Source organism: Sinorhizobium kostiense, from assembly GCF_017874595.1.
Taxonomy (GTDB): Bacteria; Pseudomonadota; Alphaproteobacteria; order Rhizobiales; family Rhizobiaceae; genus Sinorhizobium; species Sinorhizobium kostiense.
This window is the reverse complement of sequence record NZ_JAGILA010000001.1, coordinates 639,540-656,298: the sequence shown is the minus strand read 5'-3', so window position 1 is coordinate 656,298 and position 16,759 is coordinate 639,540. Positions and strand designations below refer to the sequence as shown.

The window sequence follows — 16,759 nt, the reverse complement described above, 5'->3', positions numbered from 1 at the left end:
AGCGATCATCCGACGTCGGCGCTGCACTGCACATACGTCATTCTACGTAGGTGGCGGGGGGAAGAAGGAAGTCGATCCGATCAGGCAGTCGGCTGCCAGCGCCAGTTCCGTATTTCCGGCAGGTCCTCACCATTCTGTCGGATATAGGCGTCGTGCTCGGCGAGCTTCCCTTCGACAAAGCCGGCAAACCCTTCCCGCGCGGCGGCGAGTGAAGACACGCGTTCGACCACAGCCTTGGCGAGATGGAAACGGTCGAGCCTGTTGAGCACGGCCATGTCGAAGGGGGTCGTTGTGGTGCCCTCCTCCTGGTAGCCGTGGACGTGGAAGTTGGCGTGGTTGGCGCGGCGATAGGTCAGCCGGTGAATGAGCGCGGGATAGCCGTGATAGGCGAAGATCACCGGCTTGTCGGTCGTAAACATCCGATCGAAGGCGTCATCGGCAATGCCGTGCGGATGTTGGCTGGGGGCCTGCAGCGCCATGAGGTCGACGACGTTGACGACGCGCAGCCTGAGCGACGGAAACGCCTCTCTAAGGATCATCACGGCCGCCAGCGCTTCCATCGTCGGCACGTCGCCGGCGCAGGCAACCACCGCATCGGGATCGCCTTTGTCATTGGACGCCCACTCCCAAATGCCAAGGCCGGTCCGGCAGTGCGCGACGGCCGCGTCGATGTCCATCCACTGCAACTGCGGCTGCTTGCCCGCGACGATCACGTTGATGTAGTCGCGGCTCCGGAGGCAATGATCGACCACCGAGAGCAGCGAGTTGGCATCCGGCGGAAGATAGACGCGGATGATGTCCGCCTTCTTGTTGGCGACATGGTCGATGAAGCCGGGGTCCTGATGCGAGAAGCCGTTATGGTCCTGCCGCCAGACATGCGAGGTCAGCAGGTAGGTAAGCGAGGCGATCGGCCGGCGCCAGGGGATTTCCCGGCAGACTTTCAGCCACTTCGCATGTTGGTTGAACATCGAATCGACAATGTGGATGAAGGCCTCGTAGCACGAGAAGAAGCCGTGCCGGCCCGTCAGCAGGTAGCCTTCCAGCCAGCCCTGGCAGAGATGTTCGCTCAGCACCTCCATCACCCGGCCATCGGGTGACAGCTGCACGTCGCTCTCGAGGATCTCGCCCATGAAAGCCCGGTTTGTCGCCTCAAAGACGGGCGACAGCCGGTTCGATTCGGTTTCGTCGGGGCCGAAGATGCGGAAGTTGCGGTCATCCGAATTGAGTTTCAGAACATCGCGCAGGTAGAGCCCGGCGATGCGCGTCGATTCCGCGGTCCGGGTTCCTGACTGATCGAATGCCACCGCGTACTTGCGGAAGTCCGGCAGGTTCAAGTCCTTGATGAGAAGCCCGCCATTCGCATGGGGGTTTGCGCCCATGCGGCGTTCGCCCTTCGGCGCAAGGTCCTTGAGATCGTCACGGAGCCTGCCATGCTCGTCGAACAACTCCGAGGGGCGATAGCTCTTCAGCCAGTCTTCGAGGATCCCGAGATGCTCCGGCACCTCCGCGAGCTTTGCGAGCGGCACCTGATGCGAGCGCCACGAATCCTCGGTCTTCTTGCCGTCGACCTCGCGCGGACCCGTCCAGCCTTTCGGCGAGCGAAAGACGATCATCGGCCAGGCGGGGCGGCCGGAGGATGAGACGCTGCGCGCCTCGCGCTGGATATCGGCGATCCGGTGATAGGCGTTATCGAGCGCTGCCGCCATATCCCGATGCATCTGCCGCGGATCCGCGCCCCCGACGAACAGCGGTTCGTAGCCATAGCCCCTGAAAAGCGCCTCCAGCTCCTCATGGCTGATGCGGGCGAGAACTGTCGGATTCGCGATCTTGTAGCCGTTGAGATGGAGGATCGGGAGAACGGCTCCGTCCCGTGCCGGGTTGAGGAATTTGTTCGAGTGCCAGCTCGTCGCGAGCGCACCCGTCTCGGCCTCGCCGTCACCGACGACGCAGGCAGCGATCAGGTCGGGATTGTCGAACACCGCGCCATAGGCATGCATGAGCGAGTAGCCGAGTTCGCCGCCTTCGTTGATCGAACCCGGCACCTCGGCCGCCACATGGCTCGGGATTCCTCCCGGATAGGAAAATTGCGTGAAGAGCTTCTTAAGACCTGCCTCGTCCTCGCCAATCTCCGGATAGAGCTCGGGATAGGTTCCCTCGAGATAGGTGTTTGCCACAAGGCCCGGGCCGCCATGCCCCGGACCGGTGACATAGATCATGTTCAGATCGTGCGCCTGGATCAGCCGATTAAGGTGGACATAGAGGAAATTCAGACCCGGCGTCGTGCCCCAGTGGCCGAGCAGCCGCGGCTTGACATGTGCGAGCGTCAACTTGAGTTTCAGTAGCGGGTTATCGCGAAGATAAATCTGGCCGACCGAGAGATAATTGGCGGCGCGCCAATAGGCGTCCATCCGCTCCAGAAGGTCGGGCGACAGGGGATCGGTCATCGGGCGGACTCCTGCTTGCTGAGGATCTCGGTAACGGCGCTCGCGATGACCGACTCTTCGTCCGCCGCGATCACCCGGACCTCGACGCGGGCGCCGGCCATCGAGATTACGGGCGTGGCGGAAGTGTTGCGCGCGGGGTCGAGCTCGATGCCGAGAAATCCGAGCCCCTCGCAGATCCGGCTGCGGATTTCAGGCGCGTTCTCGCCGATGCCGCCGGTGAAGACCAGCATGTCGAGCCCGCCGAGGGCTGCCGCATAGGCGCCGATCTGCTTCCTGATGCTGTAGCAGAAGAGCGCCACCGCCTCGGCCGCCCTCTCGTCGGCTTTCTCGCGCTCGAGGAGATCGCGCAGATCGCCGCTGGTTTCGGAAATCCCGAGAAGACCGGACTCCTGATTGACGATGCGCTCGAAACCTTGCATGTCGACGCTTGCGTTTTGGACGAGATAGAGAAGAACGCCGGGATCGAGATCGCCGCAACGTGTGCTCATCGGAATACCCGCCGCGGGCGTGAACCCCATCGTCGTGTCGATGCTCCTGCCGTCTTTCACCGCGACGAGGCTCGCACCATTGCCGAGATGGGCAAAGATCAGCCGGCGCTCCGCCACCCCTGCCCCCACCTCACGACGCAGGACTTCCAGTACATGGGCGTAGGAGATGCCGTGGAAGCCGTATCGCACCACACCCTCCGCCTTGAAGCGGCGCGGGATCGGAAGTATCCGTGCGACCGCCGGCATGTCTCGGTGGAAGGCAGTGTCGAAACAGGCGACCTGGGGCACGCCATCGATGCGCTCCCTGCAAACAGAAATGACGTCGATCTCCGCCGGGAGATGCTTCGGCGCGAAGCGGGAAAGCCGACGCAGGTCCGCGATCATCGCCGCGTCGATCAGCCGGGGGGTCTGATATTTCGAACCGCCATGCACGACCCGATGCCCGACGGCCGCGATCGATGCAAGGCCTAGGCGCTCCTCAAGCCAGTCGAGCAGAAAGCGCGTCGCCGCCCCGTGATCCTGCGCGCCAATCTCACGCCGGCTCTCCTGATCGTCTTCCCTGACGACAAAGCATGGCCTGGAGGTCGAGAGGCGCTCGAACTGACCGCGAAGCATCTGGGCGCCATTAGGAGCGCCCTCGCAAACTGCAAACTTGAGGCTGGAGGAGCCGCCATTCAAGATCAGGATTGCCCGATCGGCTTCCATGGAATTCGCTCCTCTATTCTGATGGCGCGAGTTTACCCTCCATTGCCGTCAGCGATCTTGACGCCGGTCAAACGGCAAACATTCAGCGTGGCGGTCATCTTTCTGCCTGTGCGTCTCCGCAGCTGCAACCCGCACATCGGTTCATTTGCTGTCCCTGTGGGGATCCTTGCCAGCCGCCTGACTGCTCTTCTTGGGCTTGTCATCCTTTTTCGTCTGATCCCCCGCGCGGTTGCCGCCATGCTCACCTTTTGAATTTTTTCCCGCCTTACCGTCCTTCGCGTTCGTAGCCATTTTGACCTCCTCGACACATCGGTTGCGGGGATCAACCTTGGAATGCCGATTAGGTTCCGGCGTCTCGGCCGGACGCGCCTGATTGATGGAAGCATTTTCTGCGATGCAGCAATTTCGTCCGTTGCGCGGCTGTGTTACCAAGAGCGGCAGGCTAAGAGAAACGAGGCACCATGGCGGCACGCCAGCGCATCATTCCCGTTCGACGAGAATATAACCGCTGGGTCGCCAACCAGACGCTCGAGGACTACGCCCTGCGCTTCACCGCCAAGAGCGCGCGGCGCTTCTCCTCGGAGCGCATCTCGCAAACGGCGATCGGCGCCATCTCCTTCCTGGCGCTGGAGGCGATCGGCGGCGCCATTACCTTGTCCTACGGCACGACGAACGCGATCGTCGCCATTCTCGTCGCCAGCCTGATGATCCTTCTCGTCGGCCTGCCGATCAGCCGCTATGCCATCCGCCACGGCGTCGATATCGACCTGCTGACGCGCGGCGCGAGCTTCGGCTATATCGGATCGACGATAACGTCTCTGGTCTATGCAAGCTTCACCTTCATCCTTTTCGCGATCGAGGCATCGATCATGTCCGGGGCGCTGGAGCTCGCCCTCGGCATACCGCTCTGGATCGGCTACATCGTCAGCGCCGTCCTGGTCATCCCGCTCGTCACCCATGGCGTGCGGCTGATCAGCAAGTTTCAGCTCGTCACCCAACCCTTCTGGATCGTGCTCAACATCCTGCCCTTCGTCTTCATCGCGTTCGCCGACTGGGAGAAGGTGGGGCTGTGGCTTTCCTATGCGGGCATCCACCATGCCTCGGGCCCGCCGGGCACCGTTGCGCCCTTCGGCCTCGTCGAATTCGGCGCGGCCTCCGCGGTGATCTTCGCACTGACGGCGCAGATCGGCGAGCAGGTGGACTTCCTGCGCTTCCTGCCACCCGACGGCCAGCGCAAACTGCACCACCGCATCGCCATTTTCCTCGCCGGTTCCGGCTGGGTGATCGTCGGCGCCCCAAAGCTGCTCGCCGGCTCCTTTCTGGTCGTGCTGGCGCTCAGCGCCGGCGTACCATCGACCCGGGCCGCCGATCCGGCGCAGATGTACTACACTGCCTTCGGCTATATCCTCCCGTCGGAGACGGGCGCCCTCCTGCTGATGGTCGCCTTCGTCGTCGTCTCGCAGCTGAAGATCAACGTGATGAACGCCTATGCCGGGTCGCTCGCCTGGTCGAACTTCTTCTCGCGGCTGACCCACAGCCATCCCGGCCGCGTCATCTGGCTGGTCTTCAACGTGGCGATCGCACTCCTCCTGATGGAGCTCGGCATCTACCGGCTTTTGGAAGAAACGCTCGGCGTTTTCTCGATCGTCGCCATGGCTTGGCTTTGTACGATCTCGGCCGATCTCTTCGTCAACAAGCCGCTGGGCTTGGCACCGCCCGGCATCGAGTTCAAGCGCGCCCATCTCTACGACATCAATCCCGTCGGCATCGGCACCATGGGTATGTCGGCGCTTCTCGCGCTGTTCGCGCATTTCGGCGCAATAGGCTCCGTTGCCGCCTCGCTCGCACCCTATATCGCGCTTGTCACCGCCTTTATCGTTTCACCGCTCCTCGCCTGGTGGACGGAAGGCAAGTTCTATCTCGCCCGCAAGCCGCGCAAGAGCTGGTTTCGCGAAAGCGAGATCACCTGCTCGATCTGCGAGCACCCGTTCGAGCCGGAAGACATGGCCTGGTGCCCGGCCTATGCCGCGCCAATCTGCTCGCTCTGCTGTTCGCTCGACAGCCGCTGTCACGACATGTGCAAGCCCGGGGCGCGGCTGAACACGCAGATCGCCACGGTGGCGAAGACGCTGCTGCCGCAAGCGGTCGTCTCGAAACTCGCGACACGGCTTGGCCGCTACGCGGTCTCGGCGGTCCTGTCGATCACCGGTATCGGCATCATCCTGGCGATGATCGCCCACCAGACGACCGCTGCCTCGCCCGAGACTGCCGAAGTGGTCGAGCGGACGATCGCGATCGTCTTCTTCGTCTTTGCGATCGTCGCCGGCGTCGTATCGTGGTTCTACGTGCTGGCGCATGACAGCCGCGTCGTGGCCGAAGAGGAATCCTCACGCCAGAACACCCTGCTCCTCAAGGAGATCGCGGCTCACAAGAAGACCGATCAGGCCCTGCAGAACGCCAAGGAAACGGCGGAGGCGGCAAACCGCGCCAAGAGCCGCTATGTCGTGGGGCTCAGCCACGAATTGCGCACGCCGCTCAACGCCGTGCTCGGTTACGCGCAGATCCTCGAGCGCGACGAGACGATCCCGCCCACGCGCCAAGGGGCGATCAAGGCGATAAGGCGCAGCGCCGACCATCTCTCCGGTCTGATCGACGGCCTGCTGGACATCTCGAAAATCGAGGCCGGCAAGCTGCAGGTCTATTCGAACGAGATCAACATCCACGATTTCCTCGACCAGATCGTCGACATGTTCCGCCCGCAGGCGCAGGCCAAGGGCATCGCCTTCGAACACAGTCGCGCGAGTTCGCTGTCGCAATATGTGCGCACGGACGAAAAGCGGCTGAGGCAGATACTCGTCAACCTGCTTTCGAACGCGCTGAAATTCACCGAACATGGCCGGATCCGCTTCGATGTCGCCTATCGAAGCCAGGTGGCGACGTTCATCATCGAGGACAGCGGCCGCGGCATCAGCGAGAAGGACCTGCCGCGGATCTTCGAGCCCTTCCAGCGCGGCGACGCGGAACATCGCATGCCGGGGCTCGGCCTCGGCCTGACGATCACCCGCCTCCTCACCCAGACGCTCGGCGGCGAGATCTCCGTGACCAGCGAGAAAGACACGGGCACGGCCTTCAAGGTCCGCCTGATGCTGTCGGCCGTCGATCGGCCGGAGGCACTCAAGAATCCGGTGCGCAAGATCAGGTCCTACAAGGGGCCGCGCCGCACCGTCCTCGTCGTCGATGACAATGAAGACCATCGCGCCCTGATGCGCGAGGTTCTCGCACCGCTTGACTTCACCGTGCTTGTGGCGGCAAGCGGCGCCGAGTGCCTGCTGCTCGTTCAGTCAGCGAAGCCGGACCTGTTCCTGATCGACATCTCCATGCCCGGCATGAACGGCTGGGAGCTGGTGACGCGGCTTCGCGAAGCAGGACAGACGGCTCCGGCGATCATGCTTTCGGCCAATATCGGCGACGGCTCGGCTGCGGGCCTCGGCGGACATAACGACACGCTCGCCAAGCCCTTCGGCGTCCGCCAGCTCACCGACAAGCTGGCGATCCACCTCAAGCTCGAATGGATTTATGAAGATGATGCCAGGGAGACCGCTCCCAGAGGGGAAGCCGCTGCAGTCGTCAGCCCCGGCGACCATCACGTGAAGGAATTGATTCAGCTCGGCGAAATCGGCTACGTCAGGGGAATCGAGGCGAAACTGACGGAGATTGCCCTGAATCCGGCGAATCAGCCCTTTGCCGAGGCTGTGCGTGCCTATGTCCGGGCCTTCGATCTTGCCGGCTACGACGCCTTCCTGAAACGGTTGCTGCCCGAGGAGGCGAATACCCGTGGCTGACGCGACCCCGCGCGACATCGTGCTCATCGTGGACGATTCTCCGGAAGCGCTCGGCTTCCTGACCGAAGCGCTGGAGCAATCCGGCTTTTCCGTGCTGATCGCCACCTCCGGCAGTGCGGCGCTCAACATCGCCGACCGTATCACGCCCGATATCATCCTGCTCGACGCGGTGATGCCCGGCATGGATGGTTTCGAGACCTGTGTGCGGCTCAAGGCCAACGCCTCCGTCGCCCAGGTTCCCGTGGTCTTCATGACCGGGCTTACGGAGACGGAACATGTGGTGCGCGCGCTCGAGGCAGGTGGCGTCGACTATTTGACCAAGCCCATCAACATTGACGAGCTGCGCGCCCGCATTCGCGTCCATCTCTCGAATGCGCGCTCCGCCCAGAGCGCCCGCGTCGCGCTCGATGCCGCCGGCCGGCATCTGCTTGCGGTCCGCGGCGACGGCACCGTGCGCTGGTCGACGCCGCAGGCGACCCGGCTCGTCAACGCCGCCACGGGCAGCGACGACGGCCTTGCGGTCGTGACCGGACGCATCGCCGCCTGGATGGGGGAACGCGAAGGGCGAGGCGGCGAAAAACAGAGTGGCGAGAGGCAGACCAGCTTCACGCTGCATCAGGCGGGGCGGACGGGCCTGCAAATTTCCTATCTCGGCGCGATCGGCGCCAATGAGTATCTGTTCCGGCTGACGGCCGAAAACGGCATGAGCGACGACGAGATGCTGCGCCAGCATTTCCTTCTCACCCAGCGCGAGTCGGAAGTGCTGCTCTGGATCGCTAAGGGCAAATCCAACCGCGACATCGGCGAGATCCTGGGCTTGAGCGCCCGTACCGTCACCAAGCATCTCGAGCAGATCTATGTGAAGCTCGGCGTTGAAAACCGGGCGTCTGCCGCCGTCAAGGCGACGCAGGTGCTGCATGGGATCTGATCCCAGGTCACGATGGGGCATGCGGATGCCCCCCGGCAAGGTGAGAGGGGTATCGTCTTGCGAACTCAACCCTGCGTCGCCTGAAAAAAGAGCGCGGCCTGGAGAACCAGACCGCGCCAAACCGCACTTCTCGTGCGGGCCCTGGGAGGCACTGCTCCGTTGGTTAGACGACCGCCGGAATGATCCTGCGAAATGCGCTGGAAAGCTGGCTCCCTGTAGAGCTCCTTCCCGGCTTCGCCACCACCAGCGTCGCAATTGAATTACCGACAAAATTGGTCATTGCGCGGCACTCGGACAGAAAACGATCGGATGCCGAGATCCGCGCCATGCCGGCAATCGCAACGGCTGATCCCCGACTTAAGCGCCCGCACCTTCGGCGAAGCCTCTCGAGCAAGTCTCGGCAAGAGCCCGATCGCGTCTCCGTACGAATGTGGCAGGAAACGACAATTCACCCAAAAATGAGGCTGCGCACCCCTAATACTTCAGTGGTAGGGAACGGGAACAGGTTCGTCCGACACGGGCTGGGGCTTTGTTTGCCGAGCGAGCTTGGAATACGGAATTGCAGATTCATCCGCTCCCTGGAGCGGATTTCGAGTGGCAGATCAATTTTCATTACGAAAAAATTTCTTCATCTTTTCCAGAGGGCGTGAACCGCAAAGGTGACCCCGCGCCCACTGGAATGCCTCGTCGATGGCAGAGAACTTGACTGCCTGCCAGTGGCGGTAGTCAGAAATCAATCGCTCGGATACCCAGAAGGCACCGCTGTTGCCGGGCCGTTCCCAGCCGATGATGTCAAGCGCACGCGCACGCGCAAATACGCGCTGCGCGTGGCTCCGTGAAATGATGTAACGCCGCGTAAGTTCGCTGATCCGCAAGTCGCCGATCCATGTCCGCGCTTCCGGCTCATGGTCTGGCGGCAGTCTCGACATCAGGTCATGGAGGATGTTGCTGCCCGATCCGGTCCGGACGAAGGCCCCGACCGTTTCCGGCGGCTCGCACCAGCCCGGATCATAGAACAACCCCCGCGCCAGTTTCGGATGCGCGTGCCAGAGCAAGCGCCGATCGGCCATCGACTGTGCGCATCGGGTCCCCTGGTCAAGCGCATCGAGCGATCTCAGGTGTCCGTCGAACCACTCGCGAATGAGCCTTTCGGCGATATCGGCCACCCTGAGCGGACGAGAGCGCCTGTCGCCTGACCCCTCGACGTCGAGCAAGAGGCGGTAATTGCGCATCTCGGCGAGATGGGCGACGGCGGTGTTCTTGCTCGCGACGTTGTTGTCGACCAGAAACGCCACCAGGTTTGCGGCAGTAAGGCCAGGACGCGAGGGATCGGTGGCGTGCTCGAAATGAAGCGCGAGAATGGCCTGGGTCAGCAGCCATTTCTGCATGTTTGCGACATAACGCACGATTCGCGGCGCTTCGTCGTGAATCGCAACAAGTGTCAGCGCGGCATCCCTGAGCGCGCCTCCGAAACGGGGATTTTGCAGGACTTCCTTGATTGTCAAGGCAACCGGGACGATTGCATCGTCGTGGAAGCCGGACTCATCGGGCATCTCCCGAACGCCGGGGGGAAGGTAAGGCATAGGTCGGCCGACCTCTATTGGGGCGGCCAGCAAGGGACAACAGAGGTCTCAGCACTGAACGCAACTCAGCAGCTTCATTACCACGCCTCATCTCGAGGCAGCAGTCCTCCGGAAGCATCAACCGAAAAAAATATGCGCCGGCAGCAGTTCATCCCGTCACAGCCATCGCCCAAAAGCAAAGCGCGGCCTGCCAAGCAGGCCGCGCTTTTCCACGATACTGTGGTCGCGCCGCGAAAGTTTGCGTTATTCAGCCGGCTGCACGACTGGGATCGCTTCAGCCGTGGGCATCTCTCCGCCAAGCGCGACGGAGAGCTGTGCCTGATCCAGTTCCCCTTCCCACTTTGCCACGACGAGCGTCGCAACGGCATTGCCGACAAAATTGGTGAGCGCCCGGCACTCGGACATGAAACGGTCGATGCCGAGGATCAGCGCCATGCCGGCGACCGGGACAGCCGGTACCACGGAGAGGGTCGCGGCGAGCGTGATGAAGCCGGCGCCGGTAATGCCGGCCGCGCCCTTCGAGCTCAGCATCGCGACGAGCAAGAGCAGGACCTGGTCGCCGAAGGAGAGCGGCGTGTCGGTCGCCTGGGCGATGAAGAGCGCCGCAAGCGTCATGTAGATGTTGGTTCCGTCGAGGTTGAAGGAATAGCCGGTCGGTATGACGAGACCGACGACGGAGCGCTTGCAGCCGGCCTTCTCCATCTTGTTCATCAGGCCCGGAAGCGCCGCTTCGGAGGAGGACGTGCCGAGGACCAGAAGCAGCTCTTCCTTGATGTAGCGGATGAGCGAGACGATCGAGAAGCCGTTGTAGCGGGCGACCGCGCCAAGCACAACGAAGACGAACAGGAACGAGGTCAGGTAGAAGGTGCCGATCAGCATGGCGAGGTTGGCGATCGAGGAGACGCCGTACTTGCCGATGGTGAAGGCCATGGCGCCGAAGGCACCGATCGGGGCTGCCTTCATCAGGATTGCAACCAGCCGGAAGATCGGCAAGGTCAGAGCCTGCAGGAAGTCAACGACTGGCTCCGCCTTCTTGCCGACCATCGCCAGCGAAAGGCCGAAAAGAACGGAAATGAACAGCACCTGCAGGATGTCGCCCTCGGCGAAAGCGCCGACGAGGGTCGTCGGGATGATGTTCATCAGGAAGCCGGTGATCGACTGCTCATGCGCTTTCTCGGCATAGCTGGTCACCGCCTTCGCATCGAGGGAGGCAGGGTCGATATGCATGCCGGCGCCGGGCTGCACGAAATTGGCGACCACGAGGCCGACGACGAGCGCCAGCGTCGAGAAGGTCAGAAAGTAGATCATCGCCTTGCCGGCGACGCGCCCGACCTTGGCAAGGTCGGTCATGCCGGCAATGCCGGTTGCCACGGTCAGAAAGATGACCGGCGCTATGATCATCTTGACGAGCCTGATGAAGGCGTCGCCGAGCGGCTTCAGCTCCGTTCCAATATCCGGGTAGAAATGCCCGAGCAGGATGCCCGCGACGATCGCGGCCAGCACCTGGACATAAAGATGGCGATAAAAGGGTGTCTTGCCGCGGACTTCCGCGGAATGCTCGATGATCATGACGATGTCCTCCACGTCGATGGCCCAGTCCGGCAACCTGCCGGCCTCCCGGGCCGCTTGAAGATCGACAGCCGCTGCTGCCTTGTGGAGCTATTGAGCAACCTGCGTGCCAACCGGGCACGACGGAAACAATGATTTGAAAAGACTTGGCTTTTTCGTCTGGAGGCCAAGCTCATCCGGCAAGTCTGTGCGGAAATCCGCACAGGCTCACTGGCGCAGTGGGCGAAAACATGCACAATGCTGCCATGTTCAAAGGAGCTCCGGCCGCGGACGACCTCAGCGCACTTCGCCGGCACGCGCGGCGGGTGTGGCTGCTCTTCGTCGCCACGGTCCTTGCCCTTGTGGCGTTCAGTTTCCTGCTCGCAGGCCAATATGGGCGGACAAACGCGCTCGAAACCCTCGCAGTGCAAGGCCGCATCGATGCGAGCCTCAAGGCTTCGCTGCTGAGAGCGGTTGTCGAAAGACAGCGGACGCTTCCGCTGGTGCTCGCCGACGACACGGCCATTCGCGACGCGCTGGCAGCGCCGGACGAGGCCGCCTTCGGCCGCATCAACCGGAAGCTCGAAAGCCTGGCGGCGAGCGCCGAGACGGCGGTCGTCTATCTGATCCGCCTCGATGGCTTCGCCGTTGCCGCCAGCAATTGGCGGGAGCCGACGAGCTTTGTCGGCAATAATTATGCCTTCCGCGATTATTTTCGCCTCGCGATCCGCGATGGCGGAGCCGAGCACTTCGCCATGGGAACGGTCAGCGGGCAACCCGGGCTCTATATTTCCCGGCGCGTTGACGGGCCCAGCGGTCCGCTCGGCGTCATCGTCGCCAAGCTCGAATTCGACAGTCTCGAAGCCGACTGGCGCGTCTCGAACAAGCCGACCTATGTCACCGACCGGCGCGGCATCGTGCTCATCACCAGCCTGCCGTCCTGGCGCTTCATGACGACAAAACCGATCGCCGAGGATCGGCTTGCTGCCATTCGCGAAAGCCTGCAATTCGGCGACGCGCCCCTCCTGCCGCTGCCCTTCGCGAAGGTTGAAGCAATGCCGGACGGCTCCTCCACTCTTGATGCCCTGCTGCCCGGGCGCAGGGCCGAGAGGTTCCTGCGCGTCGAGACGATGGTGCCGACGACGGACTGGCGGCTCGAACTGCTATCGCCGATGGCGGCTGCGCTTGCGGCGGGCGCGCGCGAAGCCCGGCTGTTGGTGCTTGCGGCGCTGGTGCCGCTCATCGCCCTCGCCGCCTTTCTGCTCCGCCGCCGCCAGGTGACCGCGATCCGCTCGGCAGCAGAACGACAGAGGAGCAGCGAGCTCGAAGCGAAAGTGGAGGAGCGAACGCGTGACCTACGCATGGCGCGCGACCGCCTCGAGGCCGAAATCACCGATCATCGCCAGACGACGGAGAAGCTGCAGACTGTCCAGCAGGATCTCGTGCAGGCGAACCGGCTCGCAATTCTCGGCCAGGTCGCCGCCGGGGTCGCCCACGAGATCAACCAGCCGGTCGCCACGATCCGCGCCTATGCCGACAATGCCCGCACCTTCCTGGAACGCGGCCAGAGCGCGACGGCGGCGGAAAACATGGAGAGCATTGCCGAACTCACCGAGCGGGTCGGGGCCATCACCGACGAGCTGCGCCGCTTCGCCCGCAAAGGCCATTTCGCCGCCGAGCCGACGGCAATCAAGGACGTCATCGAGGGCGCACTCATGCTCTTGCGCAGCCGGTTTGCCGGGCGCATGGACGCGATCGGGATCGATTTTCCGCCCGACGGCCTGAAGGCGCTTGGGCACCGGATCCGGCTGGAGCAGGTGTTGATCAACCTCCTCCAGAACGCGCTCGAAGCGATCGGCGACCGCGACCATGGCGAAATACGGGTCAGCTGCGAGGAGCGGGCCGGCGGAATTTCGCTCATCGTCGCCGACAATGGGCCCGGCATCCCCGCCGCCATTCGCGACGAGCTGTTCACGCCCTTCAACACCTCGAAGGAAGAAGGCCTTGGTCTCGGCCTCGCGATCTCCCAGGAAATCGTTTCGGACTATGGCGGCCGGATCGAGGTCGAAAGCGGCCCATCCGGAACGACATTCACTGTCCAATTGCAGAAGGCTGATGCGCGATGAGCCGAATTTCGTCCGTATTCCTGATCGACGACGATCGAGACCTGCGCAAGGCGATGCAGCAAACCCTGGAACTTGCCGGCTTCATCGTCTCGCCTTTTGCCAGCGCGACGGAGGCGCTTGCAGCCTTGAGTCCCGACTTCGACGGCGTCGTCATCAGCGATATCCGCATGCCGGGGATGGACGGGCTGACCTTCTTCCGCAAGGTCGCCAATCTCGACCCGGATCTGCCTGTGATCCTGGTGACCGGACATGGCGACATACCGATGGCGGTGCAGGCCATCCAGGACGGCGCCTATGACTTCATCGCCAAGCCCTTTGCCGCCGACCGGCTGGCGCAGAGCGCGCGCCGCGCGGATGAGAAGCGCCGCCTGGTGATGGAGAACCGGGCGCTGCGCCAGGCGGCGGAGGCCGCCTCCGACAGCCTGCCGCTGATCGGACAGACGCCGGTGATGGAACGGCTGCGGCAGATGCTGAAACACATTGCGGGCACGGATGTCGACGTGCTCGTCGCCGGCGAGACGGGCAGCGGCAAGGAGGTCGTGGCGACGCTCCTGCACCAGTGGAGCCGCAGGCGAAACGGCAATTTCGTCGCGCTCAATTGCGGCGCGCTTCCGGAAACGGTGATCGAGAGCGAGCTCTTCGGCCACGAGCCCGGCGCCTTCACCGGCGCGGTGAAGAAGCGCATCGGCAGGATCGAGCACGCGAGCGGCGGCACGCTCTTCCTGGACGAGATCGAAGCGATGCCGCCGGCGACGCAGGTCAAGATGCTGCGCGTGCTCGAAGCGCGCGAAATCACGCCGCTCGGCACCAACCTCACCCGCCCCGTCGACATCCGGGTCGTTGCCGCCGCGAAGATCGATCTCGGCGATCCGGCGGAGCGCGGCGATTTCCGCGAGGATCTCTATTACCGGCTGAACGTCGTCACCCTGTCGATCCCGCCATTGCGCGAACGCCGCGAGGATATCCCTCTGCTCTTCGCGCATTTCCTGAGACGTGCCGCCGAACGGTTCGGCCGTGACGTGCCGGAAATCTCCGCGGCCGTTCGCGACCACCTGATGTCGCACGCGTGGCCCGGCAATGTGCGCGAACTCTCCCACTTCGCCGAGCGGGTGGCGCTCGGAGTCGAGGACAAGGCCGGGAGGACCGCCGCCGGCCCCACGAGTGACGGCGGCAGCCTGCCCGAACGGCTCGAGCGCTACGAGTCGGAGATCCTGAAGGAGGCACTGGCAGCCCATAACGGCGACGTCAGGTCAACGCTTCAATCGCTCGGCATTCCGCGCAAGACCTTCTATGACAAGCTCCAGCGCCACGGCATCAACCGGTCGGATTATGTGCGCCGAAGCGTTACCGGCGAGGACTGACATCGAAGTTGCCGGTCGCGACATGTGCGGCGAGTTCGCTTGCCGGCGGTCCAACCCTAACGTCGGCGCACGTCCGTTCGATTTGGCTTCGGCGTCTCTACATATTATTCTGGAGACTAAAGCGGAGAGGTGGCCGAGTGGTCGAAGGCGCTCCCCTGCTAAGGGAGTATGCGCCAAAAGCGCATCGAGGGTTCGAATCCCTTCCTCTCCGCCATTATCCTGTTTGTCCATCCCGGAGACAAACAGCACCGCGCGTCTTTTCAGACGCGCAAAGGTCGCTGTAGCAATTTGAATCGCTGCATGTCTTTGTCCCTAAATCGAGGTCGGTTTAGGGAGACATGCAGTAGGTAAGGCGCTGGTTGCCGAGTGTGGCTGGCGAACCCGCCGTCACGCCGCCTTGAAGCGGCCTTCGAACAGGCGGTCGACGATCATGTTGGCAATGGGAATGGCCGAGGTCGCCGCAGGAGACGGCGCGTTGCAGACATGGAGCATCCGCTCCGTGCCGATGAAGAGGAAATCGTGGACGAGCGTGCCGTCGCGCAAGACTGCCTGGGCACGTATTCCTGCACCCGGCCTGCCGAGATCCGCCAAGGTCAGCGACGGGCAATATTTCCGGCATTTCTCGAGATAGCGGCGCCGCGACAGCGACCCGAGCATCTCGTCCAGGCCAGACCGCCAGTTGCGGCGCAAAACGCTCCAGAACCCAGGAAACCGGATCATCTCGGTTACATCCGGGAGATTCACGCTGCCCTTGCGATAGCCTTCGCGGGCAAAGCCCAACACCGCGTTCGGACCGACCGTCACGCTCCCGTCGATCATCCGCGTGAGGTGAACACCAAGAAAGGGCAGATCCGGATCGGGGATGGGATAGATCAGGTGCCGAACGATGTCGGATCGGCTCTTCGGCAAGGTGTAGTATTCGCCGCGAAACGGTACGATCCTGTGATTGATCGCCAGGCCGGCGAGCCGCGCCAGCCGGTCCGATTGCAGGCCGGCACATGCAACGAGGCGGCCGGCGCGCACCACGTGTTCGCCCGCTTGCACGACGACAGCGGCATCTTCCTCGTGGATCGCGCTAACCGTCGCTCCAAACTGAAGAATGCCGCCCGCCGCCCTGACCTCCTCGGCCATGGCGCGGCACACTTGCGCATAGTCGACGATTCCAGTGGCGGGGACGAACAGGGCGCCGAGGCCGGCGATCTCCGGCTCCCTTGCCTTCAGCCGGTCCCGGCTAAGCGGCTCGAAACGGATTTCGTTTCGCTCAGCCCGCGCCGCGAGGTCCACCATCCGCTGCATTTCCAGGGCATCGGTCGCGACCAGCAGCTTGCCGCATTCCTCGAAGCGGATTGACTTTTGCCGGCAGAACGCCTTCGTCGCCTCGGCACCTTCCCGGCAGAGCCGCGCTTTCAGCGAGCCGGGCTGGTAATAGACCCCGGCATGGATCACCCCGCTATTGTGACCCGTCTGGTGCATGGCCGGCGCCTGTTCCTTTTCCAACAGGATCAACCGCGCGCCGGGCTCTCGCCGCTGCACCGCCATTGCGGTCGCAAGGCCGACAATGCCGCCGCCGATGATGCAATAGTCGTAATCCAGTCCAGCCATCCCCGTCGCTCCCACGGCCGTCGTGACCACGTCGACATCGTTATCGACATCGGGCACCGATGATGTAAGGAGATTTCGCCCGGAAAGGGAATATCTCCTTTCGGCGTCGCGCGGGGGTAGCCTGAAATCGCC

Annotated in this window: 10 protein-coding genes and 1 tRNA gene; 5 read left to right on the top strand and 6 right to left on the bottom strand. The window is 63.2% G+C overall.

From position 1 onward, the window contains the following. Window positions 1-80: 80 nt before the first annotated feature. The 3 genes from J2Z31_RS02910 to J2Z31_RS02900 all read right to left on the bottom strand — a co-directional run bounded on the left by J2Z31_RS02910 (window position 81) and on the right by J2Z31_RS02900 (window position 3,928). Window positions 81-2,444, bottom strand: coding sequence for a phosphoketolase family protein (locus J2Z31_RS02910; RefSeq protein ID WP_209600374.1), 2,364 nt, complete (start codon window positions 2,442-2,444; stop codon window positions 81-83). After that, entirely contained in the window at window positions 2,441-3,637 is a 1,197-nt protein-coding gene (locus tag J2Z31_RS02905; protein WP_209600373.1) for an acetate/propionate family kinase, read from the bottom strand. Before J2Z31_RS02905 ends, J2Z31_RS02910 begins: the two co-directional genes overlap by 4 nt. 141 nt (window positions 3,638-3,778) lie before the next feature. Continuing rightward, the gene (locus J2Z31_RS02900) at window positions 3,779-3,928 is read right to left on the bottom strand and encodes a hypothetical protein (RefSeq protein WP_209600372.1); all 150 of its coding nucleotides are present in this window, start codon (window positions 3,926-3,928) and stop codon (window positions 3,779-3,781) included. A gap of 170 nt (window positions 3,929-4,098) precedes the next feature. On the opposite strand from J2Z31_RS02900, the gene J2Z31_RS02895 reads away from it, so the two are divergent. Together J2Z31_RS02895 and J2Z31_RS02890 are read left to right on the top strand one after the other, a co-directional pair. Next, window positions 4,099-7,479, top strand: a complete 3,381-nt coding sequence (locus J2Z31_RS02895; RefSeq protein WP_209600371.1) for a hybrid sensor histidine kinase/response regulator — start codon at window positions 4,099-4,101, stop codon at window positions 7,477-7,479. Next, complete coding sequence (locus J2Z31_RS02890; protein WP_209601045.1) at window positions 7,466-8,407, top strand: response regulator transcription factor; 942 nt, start codon at window positions 7,466-7,468, stop codon at window positions 8,405-8,407. Before J2Z31_RS02895 ends, J2Z31_RS02890 begins: the two co-directional genes overlap by 14 nt. 602 nt (window positions 8,408-9,009) lie before the next feature. Here the strand turns inward: J2Z31_RS02890 and J2Z31_RS02885 are convergent. Further along, the gene (locus J2Z31_RS02885; RefSeq protein WP_209600370.1) at window positions 9,010-9,960 is read right to left on the bottom strand and encodes a hypothetical protein; all 951 of its coding nucleotides are present in this window, start codon (window positions 9,958-9,960) and stop codon (window positions 9,010-9,012) included. Between the two features lie 273 nt (window positions 9,961-10,233). Further along, complete coding sequence (locus tag J2Z31_RS02880) at window positions 10,234-11,559, bottom strand: dicarboxylate/amino acid:cation symporter (RefSeq protein WP_209601044.1); 1,326 nt, start codon at window positions 11,557-11,559, stop codon at window positions 10,234-10,236. A 230-nt stretch (window positions 11,560-11,789) separates the two neighbouring features. Here J2Z31_RS02880 and J2Z31_RS02875 point away from each other — a divergent pair, with 230 nt between their 5' ends. From J2Z31_RS02875 to J2Z31_RS02865, 3 genes are all read left to right on the top strand, one after another. Beyond that, on the top strand, window positions 11,790-13,664 hold the full coding sequence (locus J2Z31_RS02875) for a sensor histidine kinase (RefSeq protein WP_209600369.1): 1,875 nt from the start codon (window positions 11,790-11,792) through the stop codon (window positions 13,662-13,664). After that, the gene (locus tag J2Z31_RS02870; RefSeq protein WP_209600368.1) at window positions 13,661-15,025 is read left to right on the top strand and encodes a sigma-54-dependent transcriptional regulator; all 1,365 of its coding nucleotides are present in this window, start codon (window positions 13,661-13,663) and stop codon (window positions 15,023-15,025) included. The genes J2Z31_RS02875 and J2Z31_RS02870 overlap by 4 nt, the downstream gene beginning before the upstream one ends. 123 nt (window positions 15,026-15,148) lie before the next feature. Continuing rightward, window positions 15,149-15,239: transfer RNA gene (locus tag J2Z31_RS02865), tRNA-Ser, on the top strand. Window positions 15,240-15,412: 173 nt separating this feature from the next. Here J2Z31_RS02865 and lhgO read toward each other — a convergent pair. Beyond that, window positions 15,413-16,627: an L-2-hydroxyglutarate oxidase gene (gene lhgO / locus J2Z31_RS02860; protein ID WP_209600367.1), complete on the bottom strand. Its 1,215-nt coding sequence runs from the start codon at window positions 16,625-16,627 to the stop codon at window positions 15,413-15,415. Window positions 16,628-16,759 lie beyond the last annotated feature (132 nt).

Excerpts from the sequence above, each read along its gene's own strand:
- J2Z31_RS02910 (WP_209600374.1), bottom strand. The coding sequence starts at position 2,444 with ATGACCGATCCCCTGTCGCCCGACCTTCTGGAGCGGATGGACGCCTAT.
- J2Z31_RS02905 (WP_209600373.1), bottom strand. The coding sequence starts at position 3,637 with ATGGAAGCCGATCGGGCAATCCTGATCTTGAATGGCGGCTCCTCCAGC.
- J2Z31_RS02900 (WP_209600372.1), bottom strand. The coding sequence starts at position 3,928 with ATGGCTACGAACGCGAAGGACGGTAAGGCGGGAAAAAATTCAAAAGGT.
- J2Z31_RS02895 (WP_209600371.1), top strand. The coding sequence starts at position 4,099 with ATGGCGGCACGCCAGCGCATCATTCCCGTTCGACGAGAATATAACCGC.
- J2Z31_RS02885 (WP_209600370.1), bottom strand. The coding sequence starts at position 9,960 with ATGCCCGATGAGTCCGGCTTCCACGACGATGCAATCGTCCCGGTTGCC.
- J2Z31_RS02880 (WP_209601044.1), bottom strand. The coding sequence starts at position 11,559 with ATGATCATCGAGCATTCCGCGGAAGTCCGCGGCAAGACACCCTTTTAT.
- J2Z31_RS02875 (WP_209600369.1), top strand. The coding sequence starts at position 11,790 with ATGCACAATGCTGCCATGTTCAAAGGAGCTCCGGCCGCGGACGACCTC.
- J2Z31_RS02870 (WP_209600368.1), top strand. The coding sequence starts at position 13,661 with ATGAGCCGAATTTCGTCCGTATTCCTGATCGACGACGATCGAGACCTG.
- lhgO (WP_209600367.1), bottom strand. The coding sequence starts at position 16,627 with ATGGCTGGACTGGATTACGACTATTGCATCATCGGCGGCGGCATTGTC.